The 17,765-nt window shown below is 72.8% G+C and carries 13 protein-coding genes; 7 read left to right on the plus strand and 6 right to left on the minus strand.

Going from position 1 to position 17,765, the window contains the following annotated elements:
- The first annotated feature begins 29 nt into the window (after positions 1-29).
- Complete coding sequence (locus ACIHCM_RS17825) at positions 30-2,306, plus strand: catalase (protein ID WP_399896270.1); 2,277 nt, start codon at positions 30-32, stop codon at positions 2,304-2,306.
- 249 nt (positions 2,307-2,555) lie between these two features.
- On the plus strand, positions 2,556-4,112 hold the full coding sequence (locus ACIHCM_RS17830) for an APC family permease (protein ID WP_399896273.1): 1,557 nt from the start codon (positions 2,556-2,558) through the stop codon (positions 4,110-4,112).
- A 60-nt stretch (positions 4,113-4,172) separates the two neighbouring features.
- On the opposite strand, the gene ACIHCM_RS17835 is transcribed toward ACIHCM_RS17830, so the two are convergent.
- From ACIHCM_RS17835 to ACIHCM_RS17855, 5 genes are all read right to left on the minus strand, one after another.
- On the minus strand, positions 4,173-5,381 hold the full coding sequence (locus ACIHCM_RS17835; RefSeq protein WP_399896276.1) for a cytochrome P450: 1,209 nt from the start codon (positions 5,379-5,381) through the stop codon (positions 4,173-4,175).
- Complete coding sequence (locus ACIHCM_RS17840) at positions 5,378-6,085, minus strand: tRNA-dependent cyclodipeptide synthase (RefSeq protein ID WP_399896281.1); 708 nt, start codon at positions 6,083-6,085, stop codon at positions 5,378-5,380. Before ACIHCM_RS17840 ends, ACIHCM_RS17835 begins: the two co-directional genes overlap by 4 nt.
- A 282-nt stretch (positions 6,086-6,367) precedes the next feature.
- On the minus strand, positions 6,368-6,541 hold the full coding sequence (locus tag ACIHCM_RS17845; RefSeq protein WP_399896284.1) for a CsbD family protein: 174 nt from the start codon (positions 6,539-6,541) through the stop codon (positions 6,368-6,370).
- 301 nt (positions 6,542-6,842) lie between these two features.
- Positions 6,843-8,375, minus strand: coding sequence for an FAD-dependent oxidoreductase (locus tag ACIHCM_RS17850; RefSeq protein WP_399896288.1), 1,533 nt, complete (start codon positions 8,373-8,375; stop codon positions 6,843-6,845).
- Between the two features lie 53 nt (positions 8,376-8,428).
- Positions 8,429-9,064 carry a class I SAM-dependent methyltransferase gene (locus tag ACIHCM_RS17855; protein ID WP_399896292.1) on the minus strand — a complete coding sequence of 212 codons (636 nt, stop codon included), beginning with the start codon at positions 9,062-9,064 and terminating at the stop codon, positions 8,429-8,431.
- Positions 9,065-9,213: 149 nt separating this feature from the next.
- Here ACIHCM_RS17855 and ACIHCM_RS17860 point away from each other — a divergent pair, with 149 nt between their 5' ends.
- The 4 genes from ACIHCM_RS17860 to ACIHCM_RS17875 all read left to right on the plus strand — a co-directional run bounded on the left by ACIHCM_RS17860 (position 9,214) and on the right by ACIHCM_RS17875 (position 16,495).
- Positions 9,214-10,080, plus strand: a complete 867-nt coding sequence (locus tag ACIHCM_RS17860) for a fructosamine kinase family protein (protein ID WP_399896295.1) — start codon at positions 9,214-9,216, stop codon at positions 10,078-10,080.
- Between the two features lie 72 nt (positions 10,081-10,152).
- Positions 10,153-10,815, plus strand: a complete 663-nt coding sequence (locus ACIHCM_RS17865) for a lipoprotein (RefSeq protein ID WP_399896433.1) — start codon at positions 10,153-10,155, stop codon at positions 10,813-10,815.
- Positions 10,816-11,004: 189 nt separating this feature from the next.
- Positions 11,005-13,518, plus strand: coding sequence for a SpoIIE family protein phosphatase (locus tag ACIHCM_RS17870; protein ID WP_399896298.1), 2,514 nt, complete (start codon positions 11,005-11,007; stop codon positions 13,516-13,518).
- Between the two features lie 172 nt (positions 13,519-13,690).
- Positions 13,691-16,495, plus strand: a complete 2,805-nt coding sequence (locus ACIHCM_RS17875; protein ID WP_399896301.1) for a SpoIIE family protein phosphatase — start codon at positions 13,691-13,693, stop codon at positions 16,493-16,495.
- A 152-nt stretch (positions 16,496-16,647) separates the two neighbouring features.
- On the opposite strand, the gene ACIHCM_RS17880 is transcribed toward ACIHCM_RS17875, so the two are convergent.
- Positions 16,648-16,884, minus strand: coding sequence for a hypothetical protein (locus ACIHCM_RS17880; protein WP_399896304.1), 237 nt, complete (start codon positions 16,882-16,884; stop codon positions 16,648-16,650).
- A 250-nt stretch (positions 16,885-17,134) separates the two neighbouring features.
- Between ACIHCM_RS17880 and ACIHCM_RS17885 the strand changes: the two genes are divergently transcribed.
- On the plus strand, positions 17,135-17,602 hold the full coding sequence (locus tag ACIHCM_RS17885; protein ID WP_399896307.1) for a hypothetical protein: 468 nt from the start codon (positions 17,135-17,137) through the stop codon (positions 17,600-17,602).
- Positions 17,603-17,765: the final 163 nt, after the last annotated feature.

The following is a 17,765-nucleotide window of genomic DNA, read 5'->3' on the forward strand; positions in this document are numbered from 1 at the left end:
ACTTCGACGACTCGTTCCCCAGGAGTGCCATGCGCGACAAGAACCCGATCAAGGCCATGGCCGACAAGGCTGCCGCCGCCCTGGGTGACGACGGACCCGCCGAGGGTGTCCCAGGACGGCCGGGGGCCGAGACGCCGCCCTTGCACGAACCCACCGAGCCCAGGGAGCCGCTGCCGCCGAAGCCCGACCAGGCCGCTCCCGCGACGGTGGGCCCGACCGGCATCCCGACCGGAGCCGACCCCACGGCACGGGCGCAGGGCGGTCCCTATCTGACCACCGCCCAGGGCAACCGCCTGCACGACACCGATCACTCGCTGAAGGCCGGAGCCCGCGGGCCGGTGCTGCTCCAGGACCACCACCTGCGGGAGAAGATCACCCACTTCGACCACGAGCGCATCCCCGAGCGGGTCGTGCACGCGCGTGGCGCCGCCGCCCACGGGATCTTCCAGGGCTACGGCAGCGCGGCGAGCGTCAGCAAGGCCGCCTTCCTGCAGAAGGACGTCGAGACGCCGGTCTTCGTACGGTTCTCGACCGTGCTCGGCTCGCGCGGCTCGGCCGACACGGTCCGTGACACGCGCGGATTCGCGACCAAGTTCTACACCAGTGAGGGCACCTTCGACCTGGTGGGCAACAACATCCCGGTGTTCTTCATCCAGGACGCGATCAAGTTCCCGGACGTCATCCACGCGGGCAAGCCGCATCCGGACCGGGAGATCCCGCAGGCGCAAAGCGCCCACGACACGTTCTGGGACTTCGTCACCCTGCACACCGAGGCCACCCACCACACGCTGTGGAACATGTCCGACCGGGGCATCCCCCGGTCGTTCCGCATGATGGAAGGCTTCGGCGTGCACACCTTCCGGCTCGTGAACGCCGAGGGCGCGACCACGCTGGTGAAGTTCCACTGGAAGCCGAAGCTGGGCGTGCACTCCCTGGTGTGGGAGGAGGCGCAGATCGCGAGCGGCGTCGACCCCGACTTCCACCGGCGTGACCTCGCCGACGCCATCGAGGCGGGGGCGTACCCGCAGTGGGAGCTGGGCATCCAGACCTTCCCGGACACTCCCGACCAGACGTTCGAGGGCATCGATCTGCTCGACCCCACGAACATCGTCCCCGAGGAGCTGGCGCCGGTGCAGCCGATCGGGCTGCTGACCCTGAACGCCAATCCGACCAACTTCTTCGCCGAGACCGAACAGGTGGCCTTCCACCCCGGTCACCTGGTGCCGGGCATCGACGTCACCGACGACCCCCTGCTGGCCGGCCGGCTGTTCTCCTACCTGGACACGCAGATCAGCCGCCTGGGTGGGCCGAACTTCGCGCAGCTCCCGGTCAACCGCCCGCACGCGCCCGTCAACGACATGCTGCGCGACGGCATGCACCAGACGGCCGTGCACAGCGGGGCGGCACCCTACCGGCCGAACTCGCTGGACGGCGGCTGCCCGTTCCTGGCCGGCGCGGACACCCACGCCTACATCGAGACGCCGGTGGCGGTGCCCGAGGCACGCAAGGTGCGCAAGGCGCCGGAGTCGTTCGCGGACCACTTCAGCCAGCCCCGCCGCTTCTGGCGGAGCATGAGCCCGGTGGAGCGCGAGCACATCGTCGCCGCCTACACCTTCGAACTGGGCAAGTGCTACGAGCAGGCCGTCAAGGAGCGCGGTCTGCAGGTGCTGGCCAACATCGACCCCGAGCTGTGCGAGCCCGTGGCCGCCGGTCTGGGCCTGCCGGCCCCCGAGCCGACGGTGCCCGTCGAGACCGTCGAGCCGTCCCCCGCCCTGTCCCAGATCGGGCGCACCTGGCCGCTGGACGGCAGGATCGCCGGAATCGTGACCGACGGTACGGGCGACCTCGGCGAGGTCCGCGCGGTGCGCGAGGCCGTTCTGGCGGCCGGAATGGTACCGCTGGTGATCGCGCCGTCCGGCGGCAAGCTCGACCCGGAGGGCGAGCCGATCACGGTGCAGCGGACGTTCGCCACGGCCCGCTCGATCGAGTTCGACGCCCTGCTGCTGGCGGGTGTGCCGGGGCCGGGCGGTGACGCCTACGGGGCCCGGGACGCCAAGGCCGGCAACGGCGAGCCGAACGGCACGCGCCCCACCGATCCGAGGGTGCTGCTGATGCTGGGCGAGGCGTTCCGGCACGGCAAGGCCATCGGAGGCTGGGCGGGCGCGCGGTCCGCGCTCCAGGCCGCGGGCGTGCCGACCGACGCGCCCGGCGTGGTCGCCGGTGAGTCCGGGACCGGTGTCCTGGAGGAGATCTCCGGGCTGCTGAAGAGCCACCGGGTGTGGGAACGGTTCGCACCGCGCGTGTGAGGAGGCACAGGCTCGGTGTGGCGCGGATCACTCGGAAAGATCGCCATGCGCCGCATCGGGCCTCGCTGCGATTACCGAACAGCGGCCTGCCGGGACTCGACTTTGGAAGCTCGGAGCAACGCTCGAAGATAGCCTTAAAAATGCAGGCGGAACGCATATTTCACCGTTGAATGATCGGAAATGCAGCGTCGGGCCAAGCCGACGTCACAGGGAGCCGGCACGGAAACCGCAGGAATTAACGTCCTGTTCATGACTCAGCTGGACGTACGGCCCCAGGCCGGAGACACGGACGCGGCCTCCTCCGGGGGCATGCGCGCCAAGGGCCTGAGCGGGAACTCCGTCGGCCTGCTGGGCAGCGCGGTCATCGGTGTGTCCACCGTGGCCCCGGTGTACTGCCTCACCTCGACGCTCGGCTCCACGGCGGGTGAGGTGGGCGTCCAGATGCCCGCCGTGTTCCTCGCGGGTTTCCTGCCGATGCTGCTGGTCGCCTTCGCGTACCGCGAGCTGAACAAGGTGATGCCGGACTGCGGCACCTCGTTCACCTGGACGGTGAAGGCGTTCGGGCCACGCGTGGGCTGGATGTGCGGCTGGGGCCTGGTGATCGCCACGATCATCGTCCTGTCGAACCTGGCCGGCGTGGCCACCTCCTACTTCTGGCTGCTGGCCGGCGAGATCACCGGCAGCGAGTCCGTCGCCGCCCTGGACGGGAACAAGGCCGTCCACATCCTCACCTGCCTCGCACTGATCGCGATCGCGACGGTGATCAGTTATCGCGGGATGACCGCCACCAAGGGGGTGCAGTACGCGCTGGTGGCGCTGCAGCTGGTGGTGCTGGCCGTGTTCGTGGCGATGGCCTTCGGCAAGGCGGGCACGCCGGACTTCCCGACTTCGGCGGACTTCTCGTGGTCGTGGCTGAATCCGTTCGCTGTGCAGTCCTTCGGCGCGTTCACCGCCGGCCTGTCGCTGTCGATCTTCATGTACTGGGGCTGGGACGCCTGCCTGACCGCCAACGAGGAGACCAGCGGCAGCAGCCGCACGCCCGGCCGCGCGGCCCTGGTCGCCATGGTCGTGCTCGTCGGCTCGTACCTGGCCACCGGGGTCGCGGCGCAAATGGTCGTCGGCTCCGGCGACCAGGGGCTCGGCCTCGCCAACCCCGAGACCTCCGACAACGTCTTCGCCGCGCTCGCCGGGCCGGTGATGGGCCCCGCGCTCGGCATCCTGCTCTTCGTCGCCGTCCTCGCCTCGGCCGCGGCCAGCCTCCAGACGACGTTCATCCCGGTGGCCCGCACGGTGCTCGCGATGTCGACGTACGAGGCCCTGCCCGCCTCGTACGCCCGGGTGCATCCCCGCTTCAGGACGCCGGGGCGGGCCACGGTCACCGCGGGTGTCGCGACCGGCGTGTTCTACACGCTGATGACGCTGGTCAGCGAGCACGTGCTGGTCGACACGATCTACGCGCTCGGCCTGATGATCTGCTTCTACTACGCCCTGACGGCCTTCGCCTGTGCCTGGTACTTCCGTGCGGAGCTGCTGCGCTCCGGCCGCGACCTGGTGTTCAAGGGGCTGTTCCCCGTGGTCGGCGGTGTGCTGCTGGCGGCGGTGTTCGCCAAGACGCTGGTCGACATGTGGGACCCGGCGTACGGCAGCGGCTCGTCCGTGCTGGGAGTGGGGTCGGTGTTCGTGATCGGCGTCGGGCTCCTGGCCCTGGGCCTGGTGATCATGTCCGTGATGCGGTGGCGCAACCCGGCCTTCTTCCGCGGTGAGGTACTGACGGCGTCGACACCGGCGCTGGTCGCCAAGGACTGACGTACCGGGCCGGCGGGCGGGCGTCCCCTCCTCGGGGTCAGGGGAGTGACGGCTCCGGCGCTACCAGGCGACCGGCAGCCGCTCCGGGATGCGCTTCATGAAGCCCGTGCGCCATACGAGCTGCTCCACCGGCACGGCGAGGCTCAGCTCCGGCAGGCGCCGCTGGAGCACCTCCAGGGCGATCCGGGCGTGGGCACGGCCCAGGGCGGTCGCCGGGCAGTAGTGGGAGCCGCCGCCGAAGGAGAGATGGTCCGCGGCGTTCTCCCGGTGGACGTCGAAGCGGTGCGGGTTGGGGAACTTCTCCGGGTCGAGGTTGGCCCCTTCGACCAGGACCAGCACGAGCTCGCCCTTCTTGACCTGCACGTCGCCCAGCCGGACGTCGGCGAGGGCCAGCCGGGGCAGGGCGTCGCCGATGGAGAGGTTGACCCTCAGCAGCTCCTCCAGCCCTCGGTCGAGCAGTTCCGGTTGGTCCCGCAGCAACTCCCAGGTGGCGCGGTGGACGAGCAGGTGGACCAGCGCCATGGCGAGGAATCCGGCGGTGGAGATGACACCCGCGCCGAACATGGTGACGCCGACGGTGGCCAGCATCTCGTCCGTCAGGTGCGCGTAGTCGGGGTCGTCGCGCAGGGCGGCGAGCTCGCCCATCAGGCCCCGGGTCGCGGGGTCGTCCAGCAGCGAGGTCATGCGGCCGATGTCCCTGTCCCAGTTGATCTTCGCGCCGGTGACGGGGCACGGCGAGTTCATGAAAGCGATGTCCAGGCTGCGCAGGAACCGCGGCGCCTCGCTCTGCGGGATGCCGAGGATCCGGCAGTGCATCCCGGCCGAGTACGGATCGCAGAACGCGGCCCGCAGATCCGCGGTGGGACCGGCCTCGACGAGGGCGTCGACCAGCCGTTCGGCCTCGGCACGCAGCCAGTCGGTCAGACCCGGTGCCTTGGGGTTGAGGGCCTTCATCACCGCCCGGCGCAGCCCGGCGCCGGTGATGTTGCCCATGTTGTTCACGACCTCGGGCGGGATCGTCAGCGCGTACTGGCGCGGGACGCCGGGGGCGGAGGTGTCCTTCAGGGAGAACCGGCCGTCCTCCAGCACCTGCCGGCACAGGCCGTGGGAGGACACCAGCCAGGCCTCGTCGCCGGCGATCGTGCGGACCCGCCGTACCGGGGTCGTGGCACGCAGCTCCTCCACCTCGGCGGGCACCCGCCTCCCGTCCCACGAGAACGGGAAGTCGAGCACGTCCGTGGGGCGGGCGGCGTCAAGCGCGGTGGTCATGCGGTGGCTCCTTCGGTGGCGGGGGTGACCACTGCGTGGCCCTGGTTGCGGGAGGCGCGCAGGCCGGCGCCGCGCGAGTAGAGCAGTTCCGCCATCGGCAGGAGCTGGTGGTAGCAGTTGAGCGAGGACGGCACACCGAGGATCGCGGGGGTGTCGAGGAACAGCGGGGCCTCGGCGCACACGTACTCCAGGCACACGGCTTGCTGCTGCTCGCTCGCCCGCTCCCCGCGCCCCGTCAGGAACCGGCTCACCAGTGCCTCGCACACGGCGCGGAAGCCGTCGTCGGTGAGCAGCCGGCTCTTCAGCCGGCGGTGGATCTCCTGGTACGCCGGGTTGGAGCGGAAGTCGGACATCGGCTGCCAGCGCAGCCTCGTCCCCTCCGGGTCGGCGGCGGTGGCCGCGTCACGGACCTTCGCGCGCACACCCCGGAGGTTCTTCACCGCCTTTCTGCGGGCGTCGTCGGGGGCGTAGCCGGACGCCTCGTACATCTCGGCCAGATACAGGTCGGTGTAGACGAAGTCGATCTTCTCGAAGTGGTCCAGCCCCCAGCGGGCGAGGTCGTGCAGCCGCCGGGCGGAAAAGTAGCTGTTGCCCGGCGAGACGCCGATGACGGCATGTGCGCCCTCGGCGTGGATCACCTCGCAGTGGGATGTGTACGGCTGAACCTGGAAGACGTCGGCCATCAGCACGGATGCTGTGGTCAAAGGGGTAAGCCTCCGCCGCGCGCAAGTCCCTGCGGGGCCCTGTGCCCCCGGTGTGGCGACGCGGCGCGCTCACGCTATCCGCACGGGACGTGCCCGCCTAGTAACGCTGTGAGATTGGCCGGAAACGCTCGTAGCAACCGTCGAGAGCCGGGGAAGCGCCCCCACGCCGGGCGTTACCGCTCCCACCGCGGGGACGCCGTGTGACGAGGGACCGCTCCCACTCGCCCCACGCCAAAGAGCGGGCTCCCCGCACACAGGGAGCCCGCTCCTCTTGCGACCCGTTCAGTGCTTGAACGTGTCCTTGGTCTTCTCCTTGGCCTGACGAGCGTCGCCCTTGGACTGTTCCGCCTTGCCCTCGGCCGTCATCCGCTCGTTGCCGACCGCGCGGCCGGCCGCCTCCTTGGCCTTGCCCTTGGCCTGCTCCATCTTGGCCTTGGCCTTCTGCTCTCGCGCCACGATCGTTCACTCCAAGCATCGGCGGCGTTCGCTGACATCCACCGGGTGGCCCGATCCGCGAGACTCAAACACCGCCGGCTCGTCCGGCCCGGTGGACCAGGTGCCCACCGGCCACCGTGATCGGCCGGTCCGAGCCGGGAGCGGCCCTCGCGCCCGCGGCACGCGGCTCACGCATCCGCCAGGCGAAGAGGACGGGACGCACGGCTGCTCCTCGCGACGGCGCCGTGCGCACCCCCGCCCAGTGCACCTGCTGTGCGGGCAGCCGCGTAGGACAGTCGGAATCCGGCCAGAGCGCTTCCCCTCAGATGTCCCGCTGTTCCAGCGGCCGGACCGCCGGGCCCTGCACGACCTGGCCGTCGGGGGCGAAGCGGGAGCCGTGGCAGGGGCATTCCCAGGCCTGCTCGGCCCGGTTGAACGCCACGAGGCATCCCAGGTGCGTGCAGCGCGCGGACACGGCGTGCAGCCGGCCGTCCTCGTCCCGGTGCACCGCGCAGCGACGGCCGCCGACGTGCATGACGGCGCCGTCGCCCGGGGCGAGGTCGTCCGGGCCCGGGCGGGTCAGGCCCGGCAGCCGGTCACCGATGAAGTGCCGGGCGACAGTGGCCTGGTGACGCAGGAACTCGCCGCCCTCACGCAGCACCGGGGCGATGCGGCGCGGGTCGTACAGCTCGCTCCACGGCGGCACCTCACCACCCGTGATCTCGTCGCACAGCAGCCGGCCCGCCATGATGCCGCCGCTGAGCCCCCAGCCGCCGAAGCCGGTGGCGACGTAGACCTGGCGGCTCGCGGGATGCAGCGGGCCGACGAGCGGTACGTGGTCGGTGGAGTCGTTGTCCTGGGTGGCCCAGCGGTGACTGAGGCGCAGCGTGCCGAAGTGTCGCTCGGCCCAGCTGGTGAGGGTCGCGAACAGCTCCTCGGTGTCCTTGCCGGCGCCGGGGGTGAAGTGCTCGCCGGTCACGATGAGCAGGCGCTTGCCGTCCGCGTACGGCGCCGTGCGCACCGATCGGGTGCGGTGCTCGGGCGTGATGTACATCCCGTCGGGCGCCTTGGCCGCGTCGACGGGAGCGGTGATCACGAGCTCGCGGCGGGGCGAGAGGCGGGTGAAGAGCAGGGCGCGGTCGAAGATCGGGTAGTGCGTGGCGACGACGACCGCGCGCGCGGTCACCTGGATGCCGTCCTCCGTGGTCAGCACGCACGGCTCCCCCTCGGTGAGCTCGGTGACCCGCGTCCCCTCGTACAGCTGCCCTCCCCCGGCACGGATGGCGTCCGCCAGCGCGAGCAGGTACTTGCGCGGATGGAACTGGGCCTGGTCCGCGACCCGGACCGCCCCCGCGACCGGGAACGGCAGGTCGGTCTCCGTGACGAACTCCGCGCTCAGACCCGCCTCCTTGGCCGCCTCCGCCTCGGCCCGCAGCTCGGGGATCCGGCGGCGGCCCTGCGCGAAGGTGTAGGCGGCGGTTTCCTCCCAGTCGCACTCGATCCCCAGCTCCTCCACGATTCCGGCGGCGTGGTGGATGGCCTCCGTCTGGGAGCGCGCGTACAGGCGCGCCCCGTCGGTGCCACGGGTGCGGCGCAGCCGGTCGTAGACGAGGGTGTGCTGGGCGCTGAGCTTCGCGGTGGTGTGCCCGGTGACGCCCGCGGCGATCCGGTCGGCCTCCAGCACGGCGACCCCGTGCCCGCGCCGGGTGAGCTCCCATGCCGTGCTGAGCCCGGCGATGCCGCCGCCGATGACAGCGACGTCGACCTGGAGGTCGGCGGCGGGCGGGGGCGCCGGGTCACCGGGCGGAAGGGTGTCGAGCCAGTACGACGCGTGGAGTGCTGCCTGCTCGGTCATGGCCGCCGAGTTCCCGTGGCAGGTGCCGGTCACACGGAGCCGTTCGGGTCAGGTCAAAGGCGCCGGATCCGCCACACGTTGTCCTCCCGGTAGCCCTCCTGCCCGTCGGGCGAGACGCTCGCCCGCCGTACCGTCTGCGACGTCTCGACGGTCCAGCTCGCCTCGGGCAGCGCCAGTTCGGCGAGGACGCTCTCCAGCGTCGGGAAGACGTGTTCGAAGGGGGGTTCGGCCTGCCACGACGGCCAGCCCGCGTGCATCACGATCAGAAGCGTGCCGTGCTCGGCGACCGCCTCGGCGGCACTCCGCAGCACCCCCTGCTGGTCGAGGCCCACCGGGGACTGGAGGTACTGCGCGTTCACCAGGTCGAAGGTGCCCCGGGGGAAGCTGTGGCCGAGTTCGTGCCGTTCCCACGCGGTGCGGTCGCCCACCCCTGCGTCGGCGGCGTGCAGAGCGGCGCGTTCCAGGGCGGTGGGCGAGATGTCGACGCCGGTGGCCCGCCAGCCCTGCGACGCCAGCCACACCACGTCGGCGCCCTCCCCGCAGCCCAGGTCGAGGGCGGTGCCGGGGCGCAGGCCGGACACCTCGCGGACGAGCAGGGCGTTGGGGCGGCCGCTCCAGACGCGGTCGGTGTCCCGGTAACGGGCCTCCCAGAAGGCGGCGGGCTCGGTGGGCGCGGGGACTTCGGTCACGGGCTCTCCTAGAAGGCTGGGGTGGCTGACGAAGCGCACCGGTCCCGGTGCGGTGTCCGGAGACCGAGCCTGTCCCGGCCGGGGCACGGGGACAAACGCCGTTGCCGATACGGCAAATGGCGCATCAGCCCTGCCGTACGGTGGTGGCCGTGCACAGCAGCGACCAGGGAGCCGAGGCCGCGGCGACCCGCTTCACCGGGCGGGCCGTGACCCGCGTACGCCCCGTGTCCGGCACGCTCGCCGAGGTCACCCTCGACGACGGGCGGGTGGTGATGGTCAAGCGCCAGGACGCCCCGGGCGGGGTGGGGGCCGAGGCGGCGGGGCTGCGCTGGCTCGCCGCCGCGGACGCGGTGCGCGTCCCGGCCGTGCACGGTCACGACGGACAGTGGCTGGTGACCGACCGGGTGCCGGACGGGCGGCCGGGCGGGCGGGCCGCGCTGCGCTTCGGGCGGGACCTGGCCGCGCTGCACGCCACAGGTGCGGAGGCGTTCGGGACTGCTCCGCCCGGCGGCCCGAGGGACGCCTCGATCGGACTCGCGCCGATGCGCAACGTCCCCGGCACCGACTGGCCCCCTTGGTACGCCGAGCACCGCGTCCTGCCGTATCTGCGGCGTGCCGTGGACGACGGCACCCTGCGCGACGCCGAGGCCCGCCTCGTGGAGCGGGTCTGCGAGCGGCTCCCGGAACTCGCGGGGCCCGCCGAGCCGCCCGCCCGCCTGCACGGCGACCTGTGGAACGGCAACGTGCTGTGGGGCGCCGACGGGCACGCCTGGCTCATCGACCCGGCCGCGCACGGCGGGCACCGCGAGACCGACCTGGCCATGCTGCGCCTGTTCGGCTGTCCTCATCTCGACGAGGTGCTCGACGGTTACCAGCAGGCCGCCCCGCTCGCCGGGGGCTGGCGTGACCGCGTCGCGCTGCACCAGCTCTTTCCGCTGCTCGTGCACGCGGTGCTCTTCGGCCGGTCGTACGCCGTGCGGGCGCTGGAGGCAGCCCGGGTGACCCTGGCCCGCTGATCTCCCGGCCTGCGCACCTCCCGTGTCGGCACCCGGGATAAGGTGCCGACTTCGGCGAGAGGGGACATCACGGTGCAGGTCGGGGCGGGGAACGCGTGGCGGGGGCTGGTCCACGTGGCGTTGGCGGTGGGGCTGCTGACGGGCTGCGGGGAGGCCGCGCGGGACGACGCCGGGGCCCCCGCGAGCCCGTCGGCGGCACGCGGACCCGACGGGGGCGCGGGGGACGTCGGGAGCGGTGGCACGATCGGTGCGGCGGGTTCGCCCTGCGAGCTGCCGGTCACCTTCCGCATCGCCGCGAAGTGGGAGGCGGAATCCACCGCCGTCCCCGGCGAGGACGTACCGGAGGAAGTCGCCGACATGGTGTGGCGGCAGGGGCCGGTGACCGCCGCCTGCGAGGTCGACGCCAAGCCCGCCGGGCACATCGGCTTCCTGCGGGTCTGGACCGGCGAGCCGGGCGCGGCCGGCGCGCGCACCGTCCTGGAGGAGTTCCTGGCCGCCGACAAGGGGGCGGGCGAGGAGAAGTACCAGCCGTTCGAGGCGGGCGACCTCGCCGGTACCGAGGTGGAGTACCGGTACACCAGCTCGCTGACGGACGAGACCAAGACGGAGCGCGCGCTCGCCGTCGTCACACCGGACGGCCCGGTCGTCCTGCACCTCGGCGGGCTGGACACCGCGGAGCACGAGGCGATGCTCCCGGCGTACGAGCTGGCGAAGCGGACGTTGCGGGCATCCTGACGCGCGGCGGGCCCAGCCCGGGCCGCCCGGGCCCGTCTTCCGGCAGATCGGCGCTCTCCGCGCAGGTCCCGTGCGGCCACCCAGGGCGTACGCTCCGGATTCAGCCGCGCCCGGGTGCGGGCAAGGGGCGTCGTGGCGCATTCTTGCTGTGTCGCCTGCGCGACCGCGCGCATGGACGAGGTAGGGCCGATGACTGGGAGCGCCGAAGGCCGGAACAGGACGCTCGGCGGGCTGGCCACGTTGCTGGCCGACGCCGCCGGTGAAGCGGTCCGCGCCACCGACGGCCGCGCGGCCGGCGTCTATCTGCCGTCCAGCAGTCCCGGCGTGTTGCGGCTGGCCACCCTCGTGGGGCTGCCGGCCCGCTTGTACCGGCCCTGGTGGCGGCTGCACGTGGACCGCCGGTTCCCGGTGGCCGACGCCTACCGGCTCGGCGTGAAGGTGGTGCTGCCGAACAGCACCGAGAGCATGCGCCGTTATCCGCAGTTCGCGGCCGGACTGCCCTTCCCGGTGGGGACGATCAATGTGCCGGTCATGGGGTCGGCGTCGCCCTTCGGGGTGCTGACGGTGCTGCTGCCGGCCGTCCCCGACGTCACCGAGGTGCTGGCCAAGCGGGACCGGCTGGCGGAGATCGCCGAGGAGCTGGCGACCGGCGTGCGGCGGCTGGGGGCGGCGGGCGTGCCGCTCGTCTGGGACGACGAGCCGCTGTGCGTACGACCGCTGGGACCGCGCCGCACACCGAAGCGGATCGGGCGCTTCGTCTGGCACCCCGTGACCGACGTCGTCACGGCGGACGACAGCACGCGCACCCTGCTGGGGCTGGCCGCCGACGAACAACCCTGGGCCTCGGACACGTTGATCGGTGCCGTGATCGCCGAGGACGCGGAACGGCTGGCGGACCTGCTGCGGGAGGCGGCCGGCGGCAAGCAGCCCTCGGGGCCGCTGCTGCTGCGCACCACGGGGGGCGCGCCCCGGGTGGTGGAGGTGTGCGGCCCGGATGCCGCCGCCGCGGGCCCGGACCAGCCGGTCGACGGGATCGTCCTCGACGCGGGCTCGATGGCCGACGCGGCCGCCGACCAGCTGCCCCAGGGCGTGTTCTGCATGGACCGGCTGGGGCTGATCGTCTACGCCAATCCGCGCGCCGCCGAACTGCTGGGCGAGCCACGGGCACGCTTCCTGGGCCGTGCGCTGTGGGAGGGCGTGCCGTGGCTGGGCCAGTCGGCGTGCGAGGACCATCTGCGGGCGGCGCTGCTGTCGCCCCAGCCCGTGCACTTCCACGTCAGACGGCCCTCGCCGGGCGAGCGGGAGACCGGCGACGAGCGGTTCGAAGCCTACGACGGCGACTGGCTGTCACTCTCCGTCCATCCCGGCCCGGAGTTCCTGACCTGCACCGTCGCCCCGGCCCAGCGCGGCTCGCAGGCCCCGGACCCGCCCGAGGCGGCGGACGAGGCCCCCGGCGCGGAGGTGGCCACGACCTCGCTGGTGCACCGGCCGATCGTCCTCGCCATAGCCCTCACCGAGGCGACCACCGCCCGTCAGGTCTCCGCCGTGGTGATGCAGGAGCTGCTGCCCGCGTTCGGCGGCCGCCGCCTCGCCATCTACCTGCTCCAGGACCGGCACCTCTATCTGGCCTGGGAGACCGGTTTCCCGCTGGGGTTCCTCGCACCCTTCGAGGGCGTCGGCCTCGACGCCCGGCTGCCCGGGGTGGAGACGCTGACCACCGGTCAGCCGCTGTTCTTCGACTCGATGCAACAGCTCGCGAACACCTACCCCGGCATTCCCCTGGATGCCACCGAGGGCGCCCGCGCCTTCCTGCCCCTGATCGCGTCGGGGCGGCCGGTCGGTTCCTGCATCCTCGGCTTCGACCGGCCCCGCAGCTTCAGCACCGAGGAGCGCACGGTGCTCACCGCGCTCGCCGGGCTCATCGCGCACGCCATGGAGAAGGCGCAGCGCTACGAGACCGAGGCCGCCCTCGCCCGCGGACTGCAGCGCGCCCTGCTCCCCCGGCGGCTGCCGGTGCATCCCGGGGTGGAGACGGCGGGCCGGTATCTGCCGGGCACACAGGGCATGGACGTGGGCGGCGACTGGTACGACGTCGTCGAGGCCGGGGACGGACTCGCCCTGGTGATCGGCGACGTGCAGGGGCACGGCGTGCAGGCCGCCGCGACCATGGGTCAGCTGCGCAGCGCGGTGCGCGCGTTCGCGCTCGACGACCGGCCGCCCGACGAGGTGCTCAGCGGCACCAACCATCTGCTCATCGACCTCGACCCCGGCCAGTTCGCGTCCTGCTGCTACGTCCGTCTCGACCCGCTCACCGGCCGGGCCATGGTGGCCCGCGCGGGGCACCCGCCGCCGCTGCTGCGCCGCCCGGGCGGCCGTACGCGCGTGCTGGACATCGCCGGGGGCGTGGTGCTCGGGGTGGACCCGTTCGCCCGTTACCCGGTGACGGAGTTGGTGATGGACCCCGGTGCCGTGCTCGCGCTGTACACGGACGGGCTCGTCGAGCGGGTCGGCCACGACATCGACGAGGGGATCAGCGCGCTGCGGGTGGCGCTGGCCAAGGGCGGTGCCTCGGCGAGCCGACGGGGCGGCCGTTCCCTGGTGACCCTCGCGGACCGGCTCACGGCGGCCGCCCGGCATTCCGCGGACCGCCCCGACGACATCGCCCTGCTCCTCGCGGCCCGCCGTGCCGCGAAGCCGCGCTGAGGGTCCGTCCCCGCGGTGCGGGGGGCGGCGGACAGGCGGGAGGAACGGCGTCCCACCGGCCGGACAGGTGTGCCAGGAGGCGTAGCGGCGGGCCCCGTCACCTGACACGAGCGGCTCACCACACGGTGTGACTTCCCTCGCCTCCTCGGGCTCGGGAGTGTAGACAGGGCACATGGTCCGGCAATTGGGCCGATCCCGTACTCGGCCCACCCGTCCCCCCGCAGCAGAGCACGCCGCACGCACGCCTGTCTCCGGGCCGAGCGGGCGGCGGGCGCGGTCCGACACGGACGGCGGGCCCGACGGGCAGCGCAACGGCGGCCGTTCGCGGTGGAGTCCCACCGCGGCGTTGCGCTCCGCGCTCAGTGGGCGCAGCGTCGCCGGGCAGGTGTTCTTCTTCCAGGTCCTCATCGTGCTGCTGCTGGTCGTGGTGGCCGTGGTGGCGCTGGTCCTGCAGAGCCGCAGCGACAGCGCCGAGGAGGCCCGCAACCGGTCGCTGGCGGTCGCCGAAGCCTTCGCCAACGCGCCGGGCACCCGCGAGGCGCTGAACAGCCCCGACCCGTCGGCCGTCCTGCAGCCACGGGCCGAGGCGGCGCGCAAGGCGGCGGAGGTCGACTTCATCGTCGTGATGAACACCGACGGCATCCGCTACACGCACCCGATACCGGACCGGATCGGCAAACGGTTCGTCGGCACGCTCGGGCCCGCGCTCGCGGGCGGGACGGTCGTGGAGGAGGTCGACGGGACGATAGGGCAGCTGGTGCAGGCAGTGGTGCCCGTCAAGGACCCCGACGGCGAGGTCGTCGGCCTGGTGTCGGCCGGAATCACCACCGAGCACGTGGGGGGCGCGGCCAACCGGCAGTTGCCGCTGGTGCTGTTCACCGCGGCGGCCGGGCTGGTGATGGCCACGGCGGGCACGGCGCTGGTGAGCCGGCGGCTGCTGCGGCAGACGCGGGGCCTCGGGCCGCGCGAGATGACCCGGATGTACGAACACCACGACGCGGTGCTGCACGCGGTCCGCGAGGGCGTGCTCATCGTCGGCGCCGACGGCGACCTGCTGCTCGCCAACGACGAGGCCCGCCGGCTGCTCGGCCTGCCCGACGACGCCGAGGGCCGTGCGGTGCACGATCTCGGCCTGCCCGCGGACATCGCCGGGCTGCTGGCGTCGGGGCAGGTCGTCACGGACGAGGTGCGGCTGGTGAAGGACCGGCTGCTGGCGATCAACCAGCGGTCCACCCATCTGCGGGGCGGCCCGCACGGCAGCGTGGCCACCCTGCGCGACTCGACCGAGCTGCGGGCCCTGTCCGGGCGGGCGGAGCTGGCGCGCGAACGCCTCGACATGCTGTACGCGGCCGGTGCGGGCATCGGCACCAGCCTGGACGTGACGCGGACCGCCGAGGAGCTGGCGAATCTGGCCGTCCCCCGGTTCGCGGACTTCGCGACCGTGGACCTGTTCGACGCGGTACTGAGCGGTGAGCAGCCGGAGCCGGGGACCGAGGGGACCGAGATGCGCCGGACGGCCCTGGCCGGCGTGCGCAAGGATCCACCGCTGTATCCGGTGGGCGAGCGGATCCAGTTCGTGCCGTCCTCGCCGCAGGCCCGCAGTCTGCGCGCCGCGCAGGCGACGCTGGAGCCCCGGCTGCGGGACGCGCCGGGCTGGCAGGCACAGGACTTCGAACTCACCTCGCAGGCCCTGGACTACGGAATCCACTCGCTGATCACCGCGCCGCTGCGGGCGGGCTCCCTGATCCTCGGGATGGTCACCTTCTGGCGCGGGACCGGCTCCGGGGCCTTCGACGCGGAGGACCTGACCCTCGCCGAGGAGCTGGTCGCCCGCGCCGCCGTGTCCATCGACAACTCCCGCCGCTACACCCGCGAGCACACCATGGCGGTGACGCTCCAGCGCAGCCTGCTGCCGCGCAACCTCCCCGAGCAGAGTGCCCTGGAACTCGCCTACCGGTATCTGCCGGCCCAGGCCGGGGTCGGCGGCGACTGGTTCGACGTGCTGCCGCTGTCCGGTGCCCGCGTCGCCCTGGTCGTGGGGGACGTGGTGGGGCACGGGCTGCACGCGGCGGCCACGATGGGCCGGCTGCGCACCGCGGTGCACAACTTCTCCTCCCTGGACCTCTCGCCCGACGAACTGCTCGGACTGCTCGACGAACTGGTCGCCCGGATCGACCAGGACGAGGAGGCCGAGGGCGGCACCGCGCCCGTCACCGGCGCGACCTGCCTGTACGCGATCTACGACCCGGTGGTGCGGCGCTGCGCCATCGCCCGCGCGGGGCATCCGCCACCGGCGCTGGTCCGGCCCGACGGCGGCGTGGAGTTCCTCGACGTACCCCCCGGCCCCCCGCTGGGCCTGGGCGGCCTGCCGTTCGACACCGAGGAGGTGGAGGTGGCGGAGGGCAGCCGGCTGGTGCTGTACACCGACGGGCTGGTGGAGGACCGGGAGCGGGACATCGACGCCGGCCTCGATCTGCTGCGCACGGCACTGGAGCGGGCCGGGCCGTCGCCGGAGGACACCTGCCAGGCGGTGCTGGACTCACGGCTGGGGGCCAGGCACAACGACGACATCGCCCTGATGGTCGCGCGCACGCGGGCTCTCGGCCCGGACCGGGTGGACGCCTGCGACGTGGAGCCCGATCCGGCGGCCGTCGCCGAAGTACGCGCCCGGATCACCCGGCGGCTGACGGAATGGGGTCTTCAGGACCTCGTGTTCACCACCGAACTGATCCTGAGCGAGCTGGTCACCAACGCCATCCGCTACGGCGGTGCGCCGATCCGGGTGCGGGTGCTGCGGGACCGCAGCCTGATCTGTGAGGTGTTCGACGGCAGCAGCACCGCCCCGCATCTGCGGTACGCGACCATGACCGACGAGGGTGGGCGCGGTCTGTTCCTGGTCGCGCAGCTCGCCGAACGCTGGGGCACGCGCTACCTGCCGGGCGGCAAGGTGATCTGGGCCGAGCAGCCGCTTCCGTGAGCCGATCCCGCGGGCCGGGCAGGGCTCCGGCGGTCCGGCAGGGCGTCGCGCACCGGTCCGCAACTGATTGCGCCGGCGCCCCGCGCATGCGAGAGCCCGGGCACCGGCGCGGCGCGCCGGCGTCCGGGCCCCGGCGGTCCGGCAGGCGGGGTTCAGGTACCGGCGAGCCGGGAGCGCAGGAGGGCCTTGCCCAGTTCGGCGCCCTTGCGGCTGTCCGCCTGGGCCTTGCGGAACAGGTCCGCGACCTCGGTGTCCTTCTCGCGCTCCGCGTCCTGGATGTACGTCTCGAGGCGTAGCGCGTTGTTCAGACACGCCTCCACGTACCAGATCAGGTTGTAGTCCTTGTCCGGCGTGCCGGTGACGCCGCCGGCCTCCGTGCCACTGGTCATCCGGGCCTCCTCCTTCACCGATCGGGCGGAGCCCTTCGGGGCGGGCCCCTCAGCGCCGCTCGGGTACCCCTCCCGCTGCCCGGCACACAGACGGACCACTCGGCGCACGTCGGACACACGGCCGGATCCCGAACGGAACCGCCACAAACGCCAGCCCGCGCCACCCCTTCCCCCGCATAGAAATATCTACCAGCATGCATATGCCGGATCGGCCCCCACCGGGGCCGGCGGACATCCCCCGGAGCGGAACATGAGCGATCTCGGCTGGACGCGAGGAGTGGAGTGGCTCGCCGCCGCCGCACCCGATCCCAGGGCGTGCAAGCGGGACTGGGACCGGGGCGAGGGCGTCGCCCTGCTGGAGGCCGGCCGCTTCTGGGACGTGCTGAGCGTGCCCGACCAGCTGGGCCTGCTGGCGCTGGACCTGCTGTGGCGGCCCACACTGCCGATGCCGGGGCCGACGCTGGTGGACGTCGCCGCCCACCGGGTCGGCTTCTTCCTGCCCCCGGACCCGGACAGCAAGTGGATCGGCGCCGGACTGCGGAACGCGGGCCGGGGGTCATGGGTGGCCGTGCCGCCGCCGTACCGGTCCACCCGGTGCCTGGAATGGCTGATCCCGCCCGACGGAACGGGCGCGCTGCACTCGCCGGCCACGCTGGAGCTGGCGCTGCGTCAGGCGAACAGCAGCCTCTCGGTCCTGGCGCCGCTCTGCGGCACCTGACGGCCGATCATGCCCGTCAACTCGCTTGATCGACATGGCATTTAGGACAGTCGGCACAGAAGCGAACAGAGAGCGGCCCTCTTCGGAACCAAGTCCCACCTCACCGTGCGAGATCGGTCGCTGACGGTTGTACTGTGCTCCGAGTGCCTCGCCCCGGGGCCTC

It is taken from the genome of Streptomyces sp. NPDC052023 (assembly GCF_044548465.1).
In the GTDB taxonomy this organism is placed as follows: domain Bacteria; phylum Actinomycetota; class Actinomycetes; order Streptomycetales; family Streptomycetaceae; genus Streptomyces.

What these genes read in the sequence shown, in the direction of transcription:
- ACIHCM_RS17825 (WP_399896270.1), top strand. Translation starts at nt 30, where the DNA reads ATGCGCGACAAGAACCCGATCAAGGCCATGGCCGACAAGGCTGCCGCC.
- ACIHCM_RS17830 (WP_399896273.1), top strand. Translation starts at nt 2,556, where the DNA reads ATGACTCAGCTGGACGTACGGCCCCAGGCCGGAGACACGGACGCGGCC.
- ACIHCM_RS17835 (WP_399896276.1), bottom strand. Translation starts at nt 5,381, where the DNA reads ATGACCACCGCGCTTGACGCCGCCCGCCCCACGGACGTGCTCGACTTC.
- ACIHCM_RS17850 (WP_399896288.1), bottom strand. Translation starts at nt 8,375, where the DNA reads ATGACCGAGCAGGCAGCACTCCACGCGTCGTACTGGCTCGACACCCTT.
- ACIHCM_RS17870 (WP_399896298.1), top strand. Translation starts at nt 11,005, where the DNA reads ATGACTGGGAGCGCCGAAGGCCGGAACAGGACGCTCGGCGGGCTGGCC.
- ACIHCM_RS17875 (WP_399896301.1), top strand. Translation starts at nt 13,691, where the DNA reads ATGGTCCGGCAATTGGGCCGATCCCGTACTCGGCCCACCCGTCCCCCC.
- ACIHCM_RS17880 (WP_399896304.1), bottom strand. Translation starts at nt 16,884, where the DNA reads ATGACCAGTGGCACGGAGGCCGGCGGCGTCACCGGCACGCCGGACAAG.
- ACIHCM_RS17885 (WP_399896307.1), top strand. Translation starts at nt 17,135, where the DNA reads ATGAGCGATCTCGGCTGGACGCGAGGAGTGGAGTGGCTCGCCGCCGCC.